This window comes from Kaistia sp. MMO-174, from assembly GCF_037147815.1.
Classification (GTDB): domain Bacteria; phylum Pseudomonadota; class Alphaproteobacteria; order Rhizobiales; family Kaistiaceae; genus Kaistia; species Kaistia nematophila.
Window position 1 is genome coordinate 311615 of the sequence record NZ_JBBCUO010000002.1, and the last position, 15529, is coordinate 327143.

The following is a 15529-nucleotide window of genomic DNA, read 5'->3' on the forward strand; positions in this document are numbered from 1 at the left end:
ACGCGGCCTCCCCTACGCTATTGTGCGACGAATAGGGCCGTCAAGCGTAAATCGTCGGCAAAACATTATCGGCGGGAGCGCGTTGACTATTTTGACAGCGCTGTCATGATTGCTCCCTCAAGCTCGCGCTTCGACGAGCAGGGAGGGAGGGAATAGATGTCTGAAGACAAGCATTCCAAGTCGCGCCGTGACTTTTTCCGCACCGCCGGCGTCACCGCCGCCGGCAGCGCCGCCGCCATGCTGGGCGGCCTCGGCATCAGCCCCGCGATGGCGCAGGAGATGGCCGCCGCGACCGGGCGTTCCGAGAAGCCGCTGAAGGCGGCCTTCTCCAATGCCGGCCTGCAGGCGACCTGGTGCGCCCAGGGCAAGCAGGCTGCCGAGCACTGGGGCAAGCTCTTCAACGTCGAGGTCACCTGGTTCGACGGCCAGCTCGACGCGGTCAAGCAGCGCGCCGCCATCGACAACATGGCTTCGCAGAAGTGGGACTTTGTCGCGATTCAGGCCTTCGGCATCGGCACGTTGATCCAGCCGGTGCAGAAGATGATCGACGCCGGCATTCCGGTCATCGACATGGACACGCTGATCGCCCCGTTGGAGAAGATCAACGTCCACACCTTCCTCGCCCCGAACAACGAGTTCATGGGCGCCGCGGTGACCCAGGCTCTCGTCTCCAAGCTCGGCGGCAAGGGCAAGATCATTATGACGCAGGGCGCGCTCGGCCATACCGGCGCCCAGGGTCGCGCCGCCGGCTTCAAGTCGGTGATCGCCAACAATCCCGGCATGGAAGTGCTCGACGACCAGCCGGCCGATTGGGACGTCACCAAGGCTTCTCGCCTGTGGGACACCTATCTGACGAAGTACCCGCAGATCGACGCGGCCTTCTTCCACAATGACGACATGGCGCTCGCCGCCTACAACGTCATGAAGTCGCGCGGCCGCACCGACATCCTGATCGGCGGCGTCGACGCCATGCCCCCGGCGATCGCCGCTGTCGCCGATGGCCGCATGTACGCGACCGTCCGCAACCCGTCCTCCCGTATCCATGGCGGCGCCATCGTCGCCGGCGTCGCCGCTGTCGTCAGCGGCGAGAAGACGGGCGAGGGCATTCCGAAGAATGTCGTCACCGATGGTCCCGTCGTCACCAAGGACAATGCTGCCGGCATGCAGTGGATGCAGAACCACTTCCTGATCTGATCCATCCGCATGAGCGGTCTCTTCCGGACGAGTTCGGTTCGTCGGAAGGGGCCGCGACGGTTCCCTGACAGGCGATGGCGGCCGGGCTGATCCGGCCGTCACCGTCGTCATGAGACCGTTTCCTGCCGTCGAACCGGTGAAACTGATGACGACCGATCCGCTTGATCCGAGCCGCGAAACGCCGCGCCTGCAGATGCAGGGCATCTCCAAATCCTTCGGCGGCGTCACGGCGTTGCGCGAAGTCGATTTCACGCTGCGCTCCGGCGAAATTCACGGCCTCGTCGGCGAAAACGGCGCCGGCAAGTCGACGATGATGAAGATCATCGCCGGCGTTCATACAGATTACGAAGGCAAGATGCTGATCGACGGGAGGGAAGTGCATTTCCGCTCCGCCCGTGACGCGCTCGCCGCCGGCATCGGCATGGTGCACCAGGAATTGAGCATCATGCCGGACCTGACGGTCGGCGAGAATGTCTATCTCGGCAAGCAGCCGGTGACGGGCGCCGGCATCATCGACTGGCGCACCATGATGTCGGGCGCGCACGAGCAGCTGAAAAGCCTCGGCATAGACGTCGATCCGAAGACGCGCATGGGCGACCTGCCGATCGGGCTGCAGCAGCTGATCGAGCTGGCGCGCGTGATCTTCTCCGGTGCGCGCATCATCATCCTCGACGAGCCGACCTCGGCGCTGTCGCCGCCGGAAGTGCAGCTTCTGTTCGAGGTGCTGAAGGGCGTCCGCGCCAGCGGCCGCAGCATCGTCTTCATCTCGCATTTCCTCGACGACATTCTCTCGATCTCCGACACGGTCACGGTCTTCCGCAACGGCCGGCTGATCGTCACCCATTCTGTCGAGGGCATCGACAAGGGCTGGCTGATCGAGCGCATGATCGGCTCCGGTCACGAAGACCTGGAGGAGAGCTACACAGGCGCGATCACCCTGGCGTCGAAGCCCGGCCAGCCGGTCGTGCTCGCCGCCGAGCATCTCGGTTATGGCCGCGCCTATACCGACGTCACCTTCGACGTGAAGGCCGGCGAGATCCTCGGCATCTACGGTTTCATGGGCTGCGGCCAGATTGAACTGGCGCGGACCCTCTTCGGCAAGCTCAAGGCCGATACCGGCACACTGGCGATCGATGGACGAAAGCGCCGCCTGCGCAACACGACGCAGGCGCGCGAGGCCGGAATTGCCTTCGTACCCGAGAACCGGCGCTCGATGCTGTTCTACGAGCAGCCGGTCTACAAGAACGTCTCGATCAGCATCCTGGGCCGCATCTCGCGACTCTGGCTGAAGCCGACGATCGAGCGGTCGATCGCGCACAAGCATGTCGAGAGCCTGCATATCCGGCCGCCGCGCGCCGAGGTGGCGCTCGGAGCCCTTTCGGGCGGCAACCAGCAGAAGGTGGCGCTCGCCAAGTGGCTGACCCACCGCCCGAAGGTGCTGGTGCTCAGCGAGCCGACGCGCGGCATGGATGTCGGCGCCAAGGACGATGTCGTGAAGATTGTGCGGGCGCTGCGCGACGAGGGGCTCGCCGTCATCGTCGTCTCGGCCGAGCCGGAGACGGTTCTGTCGCTCGCCGATCGCGTCCTCGTCATGAAGAAGGGACGCATTGTCCGCGAATTTGCCAACGAGACGATCAGCAAGGATCGGCTGCTGGAAGCGGCCTGAGAAGGATTTGACATGACGTTCCAGCAAACCAGCACGGCGCGCGCCTCGAAGTCGAGCCTGTTCCTGCGCAGCCAGATGCGCAACATCGCCCCCTTCGCGACGCTGATCCTGCTGCTGATCTTCTTCAGCATCGCCAGCCCGTCCTTCGCGACGATCGACAACGCCTCGAACATCCTCACCCAGATCTCGGTGACGGGCATCATGGCGGTGGGGCTGACCTTCGTGATCCTCTGCGGTGAGATCGATCTGTCGGTGGCCTCGATCGCCAATGCGACCGGCATCGTGGTGGCGTATTTCACGTTGCAGGAAAGCTATGTGAACATCGCCAATATTCCAGTCGCCGGCTGGCTGGCGGTGGCTCTGGCTTTGGCGACCTGCGCCGGCCTCGGCCTGGTCAACGCCTTCGGCACCACATTCATCGGCATTCCGTCGTTTATCATGACGCTCGCTATGATGCAGATCGGCGCCGGCATCTCGGCGCTGCTGGTGCGCGGCCAGATCGCCTACAACGTTCCGGACATCGTCTCGACGCTCGGCTCCGGCAATGTCGGCGGCTTCCCGACCATCGCGCTGGTACTGCTCGCCTTCCTGGTCGTCGGCCATGTGACGCTGACCTACACGCGCTTCGGCCGCTACATCTACATGGTGGGCGGCAATCGCGAGGCGGCCGAGTATTCCGGCGTCAACGTGAAGCTTATCCTCGGCGCGGCGCTGGTGATCTGCGCCGTCTGCTCCGGCATCGCCGGCATGGTCGGCGTTGCCCATTTTGGCAGCGCCCAGCAGAACGAGTTCGACGGCTACCTGCTCGACGCCATCGCGGCGGTCGTTGTCGGCGGCACCAGCCTGTTCGGCGGACGCGGCGGCATCGGTAACACGATCGTCGGCCTCTGCGTCCTCGGCGTGCTCAACAACGGCCTCGACCACATCCAGATCGACAGCTTCCTGAAGATCCTGATCCGTGGCCTGATCCTGCTCGCCGCCCTCATCGTCAACGTCTACGTGCAGAACATCCGCAGCGTCGAGCGCGCGGAGGGCTGATGAGGACGGCTGGCACTTCCACAAGACGCAGAATGACGAAAGGACAGAAGCGTTGACGTCAGAGTCATCCTACCGGCCGCGCTATGGCGCCGCCTATCCGAGCCTGGTGGACAGCGTCGTGCTGATCACCGGCGGCGGCAGCGGCATCGGCGAGGAAATCGTCCGCCAGTTCGCCCGCCAGGGCTCGAAGGTCGGCTTCATCGACATCATCGAGGAACCGTCGCGGGCGCTGGTCGCGGAACTGGAGGCCGAAGGCCACACGGTCGTGTTCGAGAAGGCGGACCTGACCGACATCGACGCGACGCGCGCTGCGATTGAGGTGATCCGCGCCAAGCTCGGGCCGATCGCCATGCTGGTCAACAACGCCGCGCATGACCAGCGCGCCACCATCGACGAGATCACGCCGGAATTCTGGGATTCGCGCCAGGCGGTGAACCTGAAGCACCAGTTCTTCTGCGCCCAGGCCGTCTATAAGGACATGGCCGAGCTCGGCGGCGGCTCGATCGTGAATGTCGGTTCCTTCGCCTATATCGCCGGCGTCGAGGGACTCACTCCCTATCTCGCCGCGAAGTCGGGCGTCATCGGCCTGACCCGCGGCCTGGCGCGCGAACTCGGGCCGCACAACATTCGCGTCAATTGCGTTCTGCCCGGCTGGATCATGACGCAGCGCCAGCTCGATCTATGGGTCACGCCAGAAGTAGAGCAGGCGATCTTCACGCGGCAATGCCTGAAGCGGAAGATCTATCCGGCCGACATCGCCCGCGTGATCATGTTCTTCGCTTCCGATGAGTCCGGCGCCTGCACCAACCAGAGCTATGTCGCGGATGGTGGCTGGACGTAAGTCGCGCGGGAGTGGGTTCAGGCGCGGCGATCCGTGATAAGGAGCCGCGTCCGGCATGGTCGGGCGTCCCTTACCCGGATGGCGTCGTCTCTATGAACGTGAAGAACTCCTATACCCTGGCCGATGTGGCGCAGCGCGCGGAAGTAAGCGAGATCACCGTCTCGCGCGTGCTGCGCAACAAGGCGTCGGTCGCCGAGAAGACGCGCGAGCGTGTGCTCGCGGTCGTTCGTCAGATGGGCTATGTGCCGAATCGGGTCGCTGGAACACTGGCTTCGGCCGGCTCCAACCTGATCGGGGTGGTGCTCCCGTCGCTGTCCAACATCGTGTTCCCGGATGTGTTGCGCGGCATTCATGCCTCGCTCGCCTCGTCTGGCTACCAGCCCGTGGTCGGAGTCACCGACTACGACATGGACACGGAAGAGGCGCTGGTCGCCTCGCTGCTCTCCTGGCAGCCGGCGGCCATGATCGTCTCCGGCCTGCACCATACGGACTACACGGTAGCGATGCTGAAGCGCTCGGGCGTGCGCATTGCCGAACTGATGGATATCGACGCGATGCCGCTCGATATCGCCGTCGGCATGTCGCATCGCCAGGCGGGCTATGATTCGGCGCTGCATCTGTTCCAGCGGGGCTATCGCCGCTTCGGCTATGTCGGCCATGACCGAAAGCGCGACGAACGCGCCGCCCGCCGCTATGAGGGGTTTCGTGAGGGACTTCAGGCGGTCGGCCTGTCGCTGGTTGGCGAGGCGGCCTCGGACGGGCCGAGCTCGACCCAAGACGGCCGAGACCTGCTCGCCCGCCTGCTGGCCGAGCATCGCGACCTCGATGTTGTCGTCTTCTCCAATGACGACATGGCGGTCGGCGGCGTGTTCCACTGCTTCGCTGCCGGCATCCGCCCGCGTGAGGATCTGGCGCTGTTCGGCTTCAACGGTCTCGATATCGGCCAGGCGCTGCCACAGCCGCTATCGACCATCCGTTCGCACCGCTTCCTGATCGGCCAGATCGCGGCCGAGATGATCCTGGAAAGCCCGGCGCATCCCGGCACGCCGACGATCCGCGACACCGGCTACGAGATCATCATCGGCGAGACGGCCTGACGCCCTACTTTTTCTCGATCGAGCTTATCTTGTTGTCGGCGCTGAGCACGAGGCTGTACTGCTCGTAGCGCGTGCCGTCGTCGCAGGTGACGAGGACGACGCGTCGCTTCGGCGTCGAGACCTTGGTGTCGACGGTCATGTAGCTGACGTGGCCGCACCAATGGCCGGCATTGCGGATCGCTCGCCCGGTCTGGCGCTCCAGCATGGTGGCGCTGGCCGATACCGGCACCATGACGACGGCCAGGGCCGCGAGCATCGCAAGCTTCATCGTTCCGTTCCTCGGCGGGCGTGGTTGCAGCATTCCGCGTCCCCACCGACACTAGCACACTCCGGCTCGGGATCATGCGGGGACACAGGAACTGCTTCTCTAGCATTCCGTGCAGCGCGATGGTTTGATTTCGCGCTGGTTGTTGGAAGATTGCGATTCTCACTGGGGCCATGAATCTCTCGAACTGGATGCACCCGGACCGTGAAATCTGGCAGGCCGGCCTGCGGACGGCCGCGGCCGGCGGGCTGACGCTGCTCATCGCCGATTTCCTGGCGCTGCCGCAGGGCTACTGGGCAGTGATCTCGGCCGTCATCATCGTGCAGAACCGCATCGGCGCCTCGCTGCAGGCGGCGGCGAGCCGCGTCATCGGCACGCTGGTCGGCGGTCTCGTCGGCTTCGCCGTTGCCATGGTGATGCCGGCGACGCCGGTCGGCGCTTTTCTCGGCCTGGCGCTCGCCCTCGGCGTGCTCGGCATGATGGCGGTGCGGCATGTCAATCTGCGCGTCGCGCCGCTGACCGCGGCGATCCTGCTCGTCAGCGCGCCGTCGCACGTCGCCGTGACGATCTCCGCCACGCACCGGATGATCGAGATCCTTGTCGGCTGCGCGATCGGCGTACTGGTCTCGATGACAGTGGCGCCGGGCCGCTCGGATAGCTGGATGCGGACCGAGGCGGCCGAGATCCTGTCGCGCCTCGCCACGCTCTTCGGCATCGACCGCAGCGGCACGGACGAGGCCCGTGACGGCCGCATCGGCGAGGCCGACGCAGCGATCGACAAGGCATTCCGCTCGTTCGATACCTTGACCAAGGAGGTCGCGGAAGAGCGGGCGAGCCACATCTCGCGCGGTGTGGTCGACCCCGAACGGCTGCGGCATGGCCTGCGCGACCTGCGCACCTCGTCCTCCTTCATGTTCCGGATGTCGCGCCTGCCGAAACCTGCCTCTGTCGCCGACGCGCTGGGCGGGCCGCTGGCCGAGGTGACCGCTGCGGTGCGGATGGCGCTGACAGGGCTTGGCCAGAGCCTGATCGCCCGCGCTGCGCCATCGGGGATGGACGCGCTCGATCGGTCGTTCGCCGCGTTCCAGGACACGGCCCAGAATCTTATGGGCGGCGATTCCGCCATGGACGCCTCGGCGGTCGCCTATCTCAACAACCTGTCCTTCGCGCTGGAGCAGGTGCGGCATTCGATTGCGAACGTGGCCGGCTGCGTATCCGATATGGCGGATGCGGCCGCCGGCCCCTAGAGGGGCCCGAAAAGGCGAGGAGTGGGGCGATGCGGCCTTTGGATATCATGTGGGTGGGGCTCGGCGGCGGCGCCGGATCGCTGCTGCGCTGGTGGATCGGGCGGGTGGTCGGGGAGCGCTACCACGGCGGTTTTCCGCTCGCGACCTTCCTGATCAACGTCAGCGGCGCCTTCGTCATCGGCTATCTGTCGGTGCTCTTCTCGGTCGACTGGCGCGACCGTTTCGGCACGGTCCTGAACGCGGGTGTGCTGACCGGCATCCTCGGCGGCTACACGACCTTCAGCAGCATGCAACTCGACGCGGCGAAACTCGATGATGCGGGAAAGCGAACCACGGCCTTCGGCTATCTGCTGCTGTCGGTGGCGGCTGGCCTGATCGCGGCCGCGCTGGGTGCGGCGCTGGCTCGGCTTCAGGGGTGAGGGGAGCGGATCATGATCAATCTCGTCATACTCGTCTTCGTCGGAGGCGCCATCGGCGCCATGGCGCGCGAGTTCCTGATGCTCGGCGTGCCCAACCTTTCCGACGGCTTCCCGATGGCGATCCTGGTCGCCAATGTCGTCGCGGCCTTCCTTCTCGGCCTCGTCACGGGTCTGCATAAGCGCCGCGCCGTCAGCGACGACGTCAACACCATGGTCGGGACCGGCATCATGGGTGGCCTGTCGACCTTCTCCAGCTTCGTCTACGGCTCGTTCGTGCTGATGTCGGCCTCGGTATCCGCGGCCGCCGTGGCGATCCTCTATCTGCTGGTCAGCCTGGCGCTCGGCTATGGCGCCGTGCGCCTCGGGCTCAGGCTCGGGCAGGGCGGGGCGGCCGCGTAGGGCCGGCGACTGGCCCGCCGGCCTGGCTCAGGCGAGGGTAGGCGTCGCGTTGGCGGGCTCGCTCTGGTGCGAGTGCGGCAGGACCCACGGTTCCTCGATCGGCATCAGGGTCGATTGGGCAAGCAGCCGGACGCTGGTCTCGTAGTCCGCGCGCAGCGCGATGAAGGCCTTGCGGCATTCGTCCTTGTCGGACTTCGTCGGCAGTCCGATCTCGCCGAGCCGGGCATAGAGCTGGTCGAAGTTCTCGATCAGCTTCGGATCGACGCTCCTGTGCGTCCAGGCGTCGGCCGGAATGCGCGGATTGAGCTCGATGGCGAGGCTCTTCAGCGCGTGGCAGCCGATCTCGCGGCAGATGCGAGCCGATTCCGTGTGCTTCTCGTCCAGGCAGGCGGTCAGGAGCGAGGTGGCGTCGAGCACGGCGGCGGCGGCGCCGACCCAGCTGGTGCCGCGATAGATCGCCGGCACATAGGCGAGGATCGGCGAGATCGAATGCGTTTCGAGCAGGCCGCGAAACCATTGCTCCCAATCCTCCCAGACGGCGCTGTGATGCTCGATCTGGCCGCTGCGCTGCAGGGATTCGATCAGGCTGGCGGTGGTCGGGCGCCGGCCGGTGCGAGCATAGAGCCAGCCGACCTTGCGTTCGCGGATCTGGATGGCGGCCTGGTAGCCCGGCACGAAGGTGAACAGCAGGATGACGACGGCCAGCCCGATCGCCGCCTCGAACACGGCCAGCAGTTCGCCGGTGAGCGTCGGCGGCGTCTTGAAGCCGAGCGTGCTGAGGGCGGAGCCGCTCGCCGTGAAGGCGTAGCCCCAGCGCGGCTCGGTCCCGAGCCCCCACAGGATCAGCGTGAATCCGGTCTGGACGAGCAGGAACCAGGAAGCGATCGCCAGGAACAGGAAGAGCGGCATGATCCAGGCCTGCAGCCGCTGGGTTTCGTTGTAGTCCTTCTGCGGCCGGGCGAGCGTGTGGATGATCCAGACAGCGCAGAAGCGGGCGCCGTGCTCGATGAAGTCGCGCTCGCGCCGATTGATCAGGACCACCCTGACGATCGAGCGGAAGTAGAGGACGACGGCGGCGATGCCGATCAGGACGGCAGCAATATGAAGCACGATATCCATCTGCATCTTTCCATGCGTGTCGTTACAGGCCGGGATCCGGGGACGACAGCACGGGAGGAAACAGATGGACGAGCGCGTGCCGCGTCTCGACGTGTGCCGGCCAGCATCGTCCCTATGGGCGCGGTCTGGTCGACCCAGACAGCTTGCGCGTCGACACGGCAAGGTCAAGGGGCTGCGGTCGATGCAACCCATGCGGAAGGCATGAGGATGACGAGCGCCGCCCGTTCGATCCGCCTGGGTGGGCCTTTGCCGCATTCTTGAAAATGAATGGGCGGCCGCGCTCGGAGCGCGGCCGCCCTGTTCTCGTTCGAGCAAGGGATTACAGGCCCCTCGATCTCGATCCTGCCTGCTCACCCAATGGCTGCGACGGCGTGGCGCCGGGCCGCTTCCGCCAGCCGGCGAGAGGGTCCCGATCGCCGGATCAGCTCGCGAAGAAGCTCTGCGTGCCGTGCGCTTCGATGGCGCCGGCGACGCGCGAGAGCGCATGCACATAGGCCGCGCTGCGAACGGTGATGCCACGCTGCTGCGCCAGGCTCCAAACGGCGCGGCCCTCGCGATCCATGGTCTCCTGCAGGCGCGAACGAACCTCGTCGGCGGTCCAGTAGAAGCCCTGGCGGTTCTGCACCCATTCGAAATAGGAGACGGTGACGCCGCCGGCATTCGCGAGGATGTCGGGGAGGACGACGACATTCTTCTCGGCCAGGATGACGTCGGCTTCCGGGGTGATGGGGCCGTTGGCGAGCTCGAGGATGACGCGCGCCTTGATGGCGGCGGCATTGTCCTTGTGGATCAGGTCTTCGAGCGCGGCCGGCACCAGGATCTCGCAGTCGACGGCGGTGATCTCGTCGGCGTTGATCGCCTGGATTCCCTCCGAACCGGCCAGCGAGACGACCGAGCCGTTCTTCTTGGAGGCGAGCAGCTTGGCGACGTCGAGGCCGGCGTCCTTGTGGATCGCGCCGCGCGAGTCGGAGACGGCGACGATCTTGTAGCCGTCTGCGGCGAGCAGGCTGGCGATGTGCTGGCCGGCATTGCCGAAGCCCTGGATCGCCACGCGGGCGCCGGGCGTCAGGCCCAGCTCGGAAGCGAGGTTGCGGACGAGGTAATAGCCGCCGCGCGCGGTGGCGTCATCGCGGCCGAGCGAACCGCCGAGCGCGATCGGCTTGCCGGTGATGACGGCCGGGGTCGATTCGCCGACGATCGAGGCGTATTCGTCCGCCATCCAGCCCATGATCATCGAGTTGGTGTAGACGTCGGGCGCCGGGATGTCGCGGTCGGGGCCGACGATCTTCGAGAAGGCCTGCATGTAGGCGCGCGACAGGCGCTCCAGCTCCGCCTTCGACAGCGCATGCGGATCGACGCGGACCGCGCCCTTGCCGCCGCCATAGGGCAGGTTCATCACGGCGCACTTCATCGTCATCCAGAAGGCGAGCGTCTCGACTTCCTCGATGGTCGATTCCGGATGGAAGCGGATGCCGCCCTTGGTCGGGCCGCGCGTGTCGTCATAGCGGCAGCGCCAGGCCATGAAGGACTTCCGCGAGCCATCATCCATGCGGATCATCAGCCGCACCTTGGTGGTCTCGCGCGGGTACTTGAGCTTCTCCAGGACATCGCCGTCCAGATTGAGATGGGCAGCTGCGTCGTCAAGGCGCGTCAAGGCCTGGTCGAGCATGGTGGCGTCGGTCATCCCGGCATAGCTCCGCTGGTTGGTGGTCATGATTTTCCCGCGTGGGTTATGGCGGCGGTTATGACCCCTCGGAAAGCGGAGGGCAACAAAATGTGATGCAGATTAGAGCAGTTATTGCATTTTTTGTGCAGCATCCTGCCTATACGTAAGTCATACCGATTACGAATTGCCCTAATTTTCCTGCACCGTTGCCGACGTCGGGGAATGCAGGGTTTCCCGAACGACTTGCCTGCCTAGAATCAGGGCAACATCGGCATTGAGTCGTTCAGCCGTTCAGCGGCATCGTCAGTCGGCGCGAAGCCCAGCCAGTCGGCCGCCTTCGTCAGATTCCAGGCCATGCCGGCATTGTTCGATACTGCATTGACGACAATGCCGGGCGCCGGCCATCCCGCCGCGCTGGCACGTAGTGCCGCGGCAAAGACGGCGACGAGGTCACGGTTGGAGAGCCACATGCCGCGGAACCAGGCGAGGTCGTGCCGGGCCGCGTCGTCGAGCGCGTCGAGCCGGCTGTTCGGCGTGCCGGATGCCGAGATGGTCGAGGGGTGGTTTTCGCCAGGCTGGCACCAGCCGATCCGTAGCGCCACCGCCGTCAGCCCGCCGCGCTCGGCCAGCGAACAGCAGAGCCGCTCGCCCATCAACTTGGCGACGGCATAGGGCGTGCTGTCATTGCTGCCGGCGTCGTTGCGCCAGCGCGTGCCCGGGAGCGGCGGCAGCGCCTCGGTGAGCGAGCCCGGAGTCGTCGCGATCTCGGTGTCCTTGTAGCCGCCCATGACGTGGTTGGAGCTGGCGAAGACGAACCGGCCGGCGCCCGCCCGGCCGGCGGCGCGCAGCAGCAGCGCGGTCATGTCGAGGGAGGCGGCCGAGTCGGTCCAGTCCGCTTCCGGATAGGGATTTTGCGCCGCGAGGTGGACGACGGCATCGACCGAGGCGACCGTATCGAGCCAGCGACTGTCGTCCGGCTGGCGCAGGTCCGCCTCGACGCAGGCGAGATCTGAATGCGCCGGCGGCTCGATTGGATCGAAACGCCGGTCGAGCGCCACGAGCGCGCTGCACCAAGGCTCGGCCCCGAGGCCGGTGATCAGCTTGCGGGCGAGGTTTCCGTTACCGCCGGTGATGGCAATGCGCATGGCGAGGATCCGGTTCGAGGGCGAGGGACGGCTAGAGGCGGCCGCCATCCTGCGCCAGGTTGGCGACGATGCGATCCCGCGTGACGAAAATATGCGCCGACATCGCCGCTTCCGCCGCGGAGAGGTCGCCGGCGCGGACGGCGTCCAGGATGGCGCGGTGATCGGCCTTGATACGGATAGCCGCTTCTAGCTCGCGGAAATAGTGCACGCGCATGATGTGCAGATGCACATGGAGGTTGCCGTAGAGCTCCTCCAGCCGGCGATTGTGGCTCGCGGTCACGATGGCGCGGTGGAAAGCGCGGTCCCATTCGGTGAACAGGTCGTAGTCGACATAGACGTCGCCGGCGGTAGCCGCCTCCATCGCCTCGCAGGCGGTCGCCAGCGCGTCGGCGAGGGCGGCGTGTCGACCCTCGCGGATCGCGACGCGGACGCCATGCAGTTCGATCGCCTCGCGCACCCCGAAGATCTCGCTGACATCGTCGTTCGTCAGCGCCCGGACATAGCAGCCGCGCCGGGCCCGGATCTCGACCAGCCCCTCAGCGGCGAGCCGCTTCATCGCGTCGAGCACAGGGGTGCGGCTGACGCCGAGCTCGGCGGCGACGATGTCGATCGGGATCTGCTGGCCGGTTTCCAACTCGCGTCGGAGGATGCGCCGGCGGATCGCCGCATAGGTCTGTTCGCCGAGATCGGCGTGCCGCAACGGCTCGAAGCCGATACCGGCCGGTGCCGCGTCAGGATCGGAGAAGGATTTTTCGCGGGGCAAGTCGAGCCTGTGTCGCAGAGTGGATGTTGGCTTGACATGTAACATCTGAAATTTTACCGATCAACTCATCCGTCTTCCAGTCTAGGGACTCGATCTTGAAACAGGCACTTGTTACCGGCGGCGCGCGCGGGATCGGCTTCGGCGTCGCCGAGGCGCTGCTTGCCGCCGGCTATGCCGTCACCGTCACAGGCGTGAGCGAGGCGGAGGTTGCGGCCGTGCCGGCGCGCGACGGCCTCGCTGCCGTCGTCCTCGACGTCACCGACCAGGCGTCGGTCGATGCCGTTCTGGCGCGCTTCGAGCAGTTGGACGCGCTCGTGAACTGCGCGGGCGTGATCTTCCGGGGCAAGGAATACGACATCGACGTGTTCCAGAAGGTGATCGACGTCAACCTGACCGGCACGATGCGGATGTGCGTCGGGGCGCGGCCATTGCTGGCGAAGCAGGGCGGCGCGATCGTCAACACGGCGTCGATGCTGTCGACCTTCGGCGGCCCGCTGGTCCCCGGCTACACCGCCTCCAAGGGTGGCGTCGCGCAGCTGACCAAGGCGCTGGGCGTCGCCTGGGCGGAAGAGGGCATCCGCGTCAACGCGGTGGCGCCCGGCTGGGTCGCGACCGAGGTGACGCGCGGCATCGTCGAGGATCCCGTCCGCTCCGCCGGCATTCTCGGCCGCACGCCCATGAAACGCTGGGGCGACCCCCGCGATATCGGCGACGTCGTCGCCTTCCTGTGCTCCGACGCCGCCCGCTTCATGACCGGCGCCATCGTGCCTGTCGACGGCGGCTATGCCTCGGTTTGAGATGAAAGAGTGAGACAATGAGCGACAACACCACGGTCAACCATGCCGGCCTTGAAACCGATCCGGACACGAAGCGCATTCCTTATCGGCACCCGCAGCCGAAGGAATCCTTCCCTGAGATCGTCATCCCCAACGCGATCCCGACGGATGAGCGGCTCTGGGTGCCGCAGCAGGAAAATGTCTGGTTCCGCCCGCTCTGCCTTTCGGCGAGCCGCGGCTACTGGATGAACCTGCTGCGCGTGCGCAAGTCCGGCGTGCTGTCGCGCCACCGCCATCCGCAGCCGGTGCATGGCTGGGTGCTGAAGGGCAGCTGGCACTATCTGGAGCACGACTGGACGGCGGAGGAAGGCTCCTACGTCTACGAGGCGCCGGGCGAGACCCACACGCTCGTCGTCGAGCCGCATGTGACCGAGATGATCACGCTGTTCCAGGTCAATGGCGCGATGATCTATGTCGATCCCGACGGCGCCGTGCAGGGCTATGAGGACGTCTTCACCAAGATCGACCTCTGCCGCAAGCACTATACCGAGATTGGCCTCGGCGAGGGCTATATCGACCAGTTCATCCGATAGGGAAGGTGGTGTCTTCACCTCTCTCTGAGGATAGGTCCACGGCCGCAGGCCGGCGGGTGAGGGGTTGGCCTGCCCGGAGATGCCGCAGTCCCTCACCCGGCTCGTCAGCCGACCTCCCCCCCTGGGAAGGGTGAAGGCAGAAGCGTCTTCATCGCCAAATGAAAAGGCCGGCGTCGCGAGACGCCGGCCTTTGTATTCTGCAGTCCGGGGGATCCTAGCGGATCGGCGGTGCGTACTGGATACCGCCGAGCGACCAGAGCTGGTTCAGGCCGCGCGGGATGCCGAGCTTGGAGCCGAGGCCGAGGTTGCGCTCGTAGATCTCGCCGTAATTGCCGACCGTCTTGACGACGTTGATGGCCCAGTCGTTCGAGAGGCCGAGCTTCGCGCCGAAGGCCCCATCGGTGCCGACCAGGCGCATGACGTCGGGCTTCTTCGAGGCCTTCGCCTCGTCGACCCGCTCGGACGAGACGCCGAGTTCCTCGGCGTTCAGAAGCGCGAAATGCACCCAGCCGACCAAGGCGCGCCACTTGGCATCGTCCTGACGGACGACCGGGCCGAGCGGCTCCTTCGAGATCACGTCGGGCAGGATGACATGGTCGGCGGCGTCGGCGAGCGTCGCGCGCTCGGAATAGAGCTGCGACACGTCGGTGGTGATGACGTCGCACTTGCCGGTCTTGTAGTTTTCCAGCGACTGCTCGGGGCTGTCGGCGGCGATGGTCGTGAACGTCATCGTGTTGGTGTTGAAGTAGTCGACGAAGTTCTGCTCGCTGGTGGTGCCGCTCTGGACGCAGACCTTCGAGCCGTCGAGCTCCAGCGCCGAGATCTTGCCGCTGTCGCGCTTCACCATGAAGCCCTGGCCGTCATAGTAGGTGACGCCGACGAAGGCGAGCGGCAGGTCCGTCTCGCGCGACATCGTCCAGGTGGAGTTGCGCGACAGGAGGTCGACCTTGCCGTCCTTGAGCGCGTCGAAGCGCTCGGCGGCGGACAGCGGCACGTAGGTCACCTTTTCGGCGTCGCCGAAGATGGCTGTCGCCACGGCGCGGCAGAAGTCGACGTCGAAGCCGCTCCATTTGCCGGAATCGTCCTTGGCCGAGAAGCCGAGCAGGCCCTGGCTGACGCCGCAGACGAGGTTGCCGCGCTGCTTCACCGTGTCGAGCGTGCCCGCCTCGGCGACGGCTGCGCCGCCGAGCGTGACGGCCAGGGCAAGGGCCGCCACGCGGCCATAGATCACCTTTGCAGGAAACATCGTGGTCGCTTTCCCGTTGAATGCTCTCGGAAGCCGCCCCGAAAGGAGCGACCGG

At 65.9% G+C, this 15529-nt stretch carries 15 protein-coding genes and 1 pseudogene; 10 read left to right on the plus strand and 6 right to left on the minus strand.

Translation table 11 applies throughout. The features are described from left to right. Positions 1 to 156 precede the first annotated feature (156 nt). The 5 genes from WFK98_RS07410 (at position 157) to WFK98_RS07430 (ending at position 5836) form a co-directional block, all read left to right on the plus strand. Positions 157 to 1194 (plus strand): sugar ABC transporter substrate-binding protein, encoded by a 1038-nt coding sequence (locus tag WFK98_RS07410; RefSeq protein ID WP_266340139.1) that lies wholly within the window; start codon positions 157 to 159, stop codon positions 1192 to 1194. A gap of 145 nt (positions 1195 to 1339) precedes the next feature. After that, positions 1340 to 2860 (plus strand): sugar ABC transporter ATP-binding protein, encoded by a 1521-nt coding sequence (locus WFK98_RS07415; protein ID WP_336799787.1) that lies wholly within the window; start codon positions 1340 to 1342, stop codon positions 2858 to 2860. Positions 2861 to 2872: 12 nt separating this feature from the next. After that, the gene (locus WFK98_RS07420) at positions 2873 to 3898 is read left to right on the plus strand and encodes an ABC transporter permease (RefSeq protein WP_336799788.1); all 1026 of its coding nucleotides are present in this window, start codon (positions 2873 to 2875) and stop codon (positions 3896 to 3898) included. Positions 3899 to 3950: 52 nt separating this feature from the next. After that, the gene (locus WFK98_RS07425; RefSeq protein WP_336799789.1) at positions 3951 to 4739 is read left to right on the plus strand and encodes an SDR family NAD(P)-dependent oxidoreductase; all 789 of its coding nucleotides are present in this window, start codon (positions 3951 to 3953) and stop codon (positions 4737 to 4739) included. Between the two features lie 92 nt (positions 4740 to 4831). Then, positions 4832 to 5836 carry a LacI family DNA-binding transcriptional regulator gene (locus tag WFK98_RS07430; RefSeq protein WP_336799790.1) on the plus strand — a complete coding sequence of 335 codons (1005 nt, stop codon included), beginning with the start codon at positions 4832 to 4834 and terminating at the stop codon, positions 5834 to 5836. A 4-nt stretch (positions 5837 to 5840) separates the two neighbouring features. Here the strand turns inward: WFK98_RS07430 and WFK98_RS07435 are convergent, their stop codons facing one another. After that, complete coding sequence (locus WFK98_RS07435; RefSeq protein ID WP_336799791.1) at positions 5841 to 6104, minus strand: hypothetical protein; 264 nt, start codon at positions 6102 to 6104, stop codon at positions 5841 to 5843. 170 nt (positions 6105 to 6274) lie between these two features. Here WFK98_RS07435 and WFK98_RS07440 point away from each other — a divergent pair, with 170 nt between their 5' ends. The 3 genes and pseudogenes from WFK98_RS07440 to WFK98_RS07450 form a co-directional block, all read left to right on the plus strand. After that, positions 6275 to 7348: an FUSC family protein gene (locus WFK98_RS07440; protein WP_336799792.1), complete on the plus strand. Its 1074-nt coding sequence runs from the start codon at positions 6275 to 6277 to the stop codon at positions 7346 to 7348. Between the two features lie 29 nt (positions 7349 to 7377). Then, positions 7378 to 7767, plus strand: coding sequence for a fluoride efflux transporter CrcB (gene crcB / locus WFK98_RS07445; RefSeq protein WP_336799793.1), 390 nt, complete (start codon positions 7378 to 7380; stop codon positions 7765 to 7767). Positions 7768 to 7779: 12 nt separating this feature from the next. Continuing rightward, positions 7780 to 8124 (plus strand): annotated as a pseudogene (locus WFK98_RS07450) (CrcB family protein); the annotation flags it as partial. A gap of 69 nt (positions 8125 to 8193) precedes the next feature. On the opposite strand, the gene WFK98_RS07455 reads toward WFK98_RS07450, so the two are convergent. The 4 genes from WFK98_RS07455 to WFK98_RS07470 form a co-directional block, all read right to left on the minus strand. Then, positions 8194 to 9285: a hypothetical protein gene (locus WFK98_RS07455; protein ID WP_336799795.1), complete on the minus strand. Its 1092-nt coding sequence runs from the start codon at positions 9283 to 9285 to the stop codon at positions 8194 to 8196. Positions 9286 to 9706: 421 nt separating this feature from the next. Next, positions 9707 to 10969 (minus strand): Glu/Leu/Phe/Val family dehydrogenase, encoded by a 1263-nt coding sequence (locus WFK98_RS07460; RefSeq protein WP_336800313.1) that lies wholly within the window; start codon positions 10967 to 10969, stop codon positions 9707 to 9709. Positions 10970 to 11208: 239 nt separating this feature from the next. After that, positions 11209 to 12096: an NAD-dependent epimerase/dehydratase family protein gene (locus WFK98_RS07465; RefSeq protein WP_336799796.1), complete on the minus strand. Its 888-nt coding sequence runs from the start codon at positions 12094 to 12096 to the stop codon at positions 11209 to 11211. 31 nt (positions 12097 to 12127) lie between these two features. Continuing rightward, entirely contained in the window at positions 12128 to 12859 is a 732-nt protein-coding gene (locus tag WFK98_RS07470; RefSeq protein ID WP_336799797.1) for a GntR family transcriptional regulator, read from the minus strand. 95 nt (positions 12860 to 12954) lie between these two features. Between WFK98_RS07470 and WFK98_RS07475 the strand changes: the two genes are divergently transcribed. Continuing rightward, on the plus strand, positions 12955 to 13656 hold the full coding sequence (locus WFK98_RS07475; protein WP_336799798.1) for an SDR family NAD(P)-dependent oxidoreductase: 702 nt from the start codon (positions 12955 to 12957) through the stop codon (positions 13654 to 13656). 17 nt (positions 13657 to 13673) lie between these two features. Continuing rightward, entirely contained in the window at positions 13674 to 14228 is a 555-nt protein-coding gene (locus WFK98_RS07480) for a 2,4'-dihydroxyacetophenone dioxygenase family protein (protein WP_266337391.1), read from the plus strand. Between the two features lie 214 nt (positions 14229 to 14442). Here the strand turns inward: WFK98_RS07480 and WFK98_RS07485 are convergent, their stop codons facing one another. Beyond that, complete coding sequence (locus WFK98_RS07485; protein WP_266337392.1) at positions 14443 to 15474, minus strand: amino acid ABC transporter substrate-binding protein; 1032 nt, start codon at positions 15472 to 15474, stop codon at positions 14443 to 14445. Positions 15475 to 15529 lie beyond the last annotated feature (55 nt).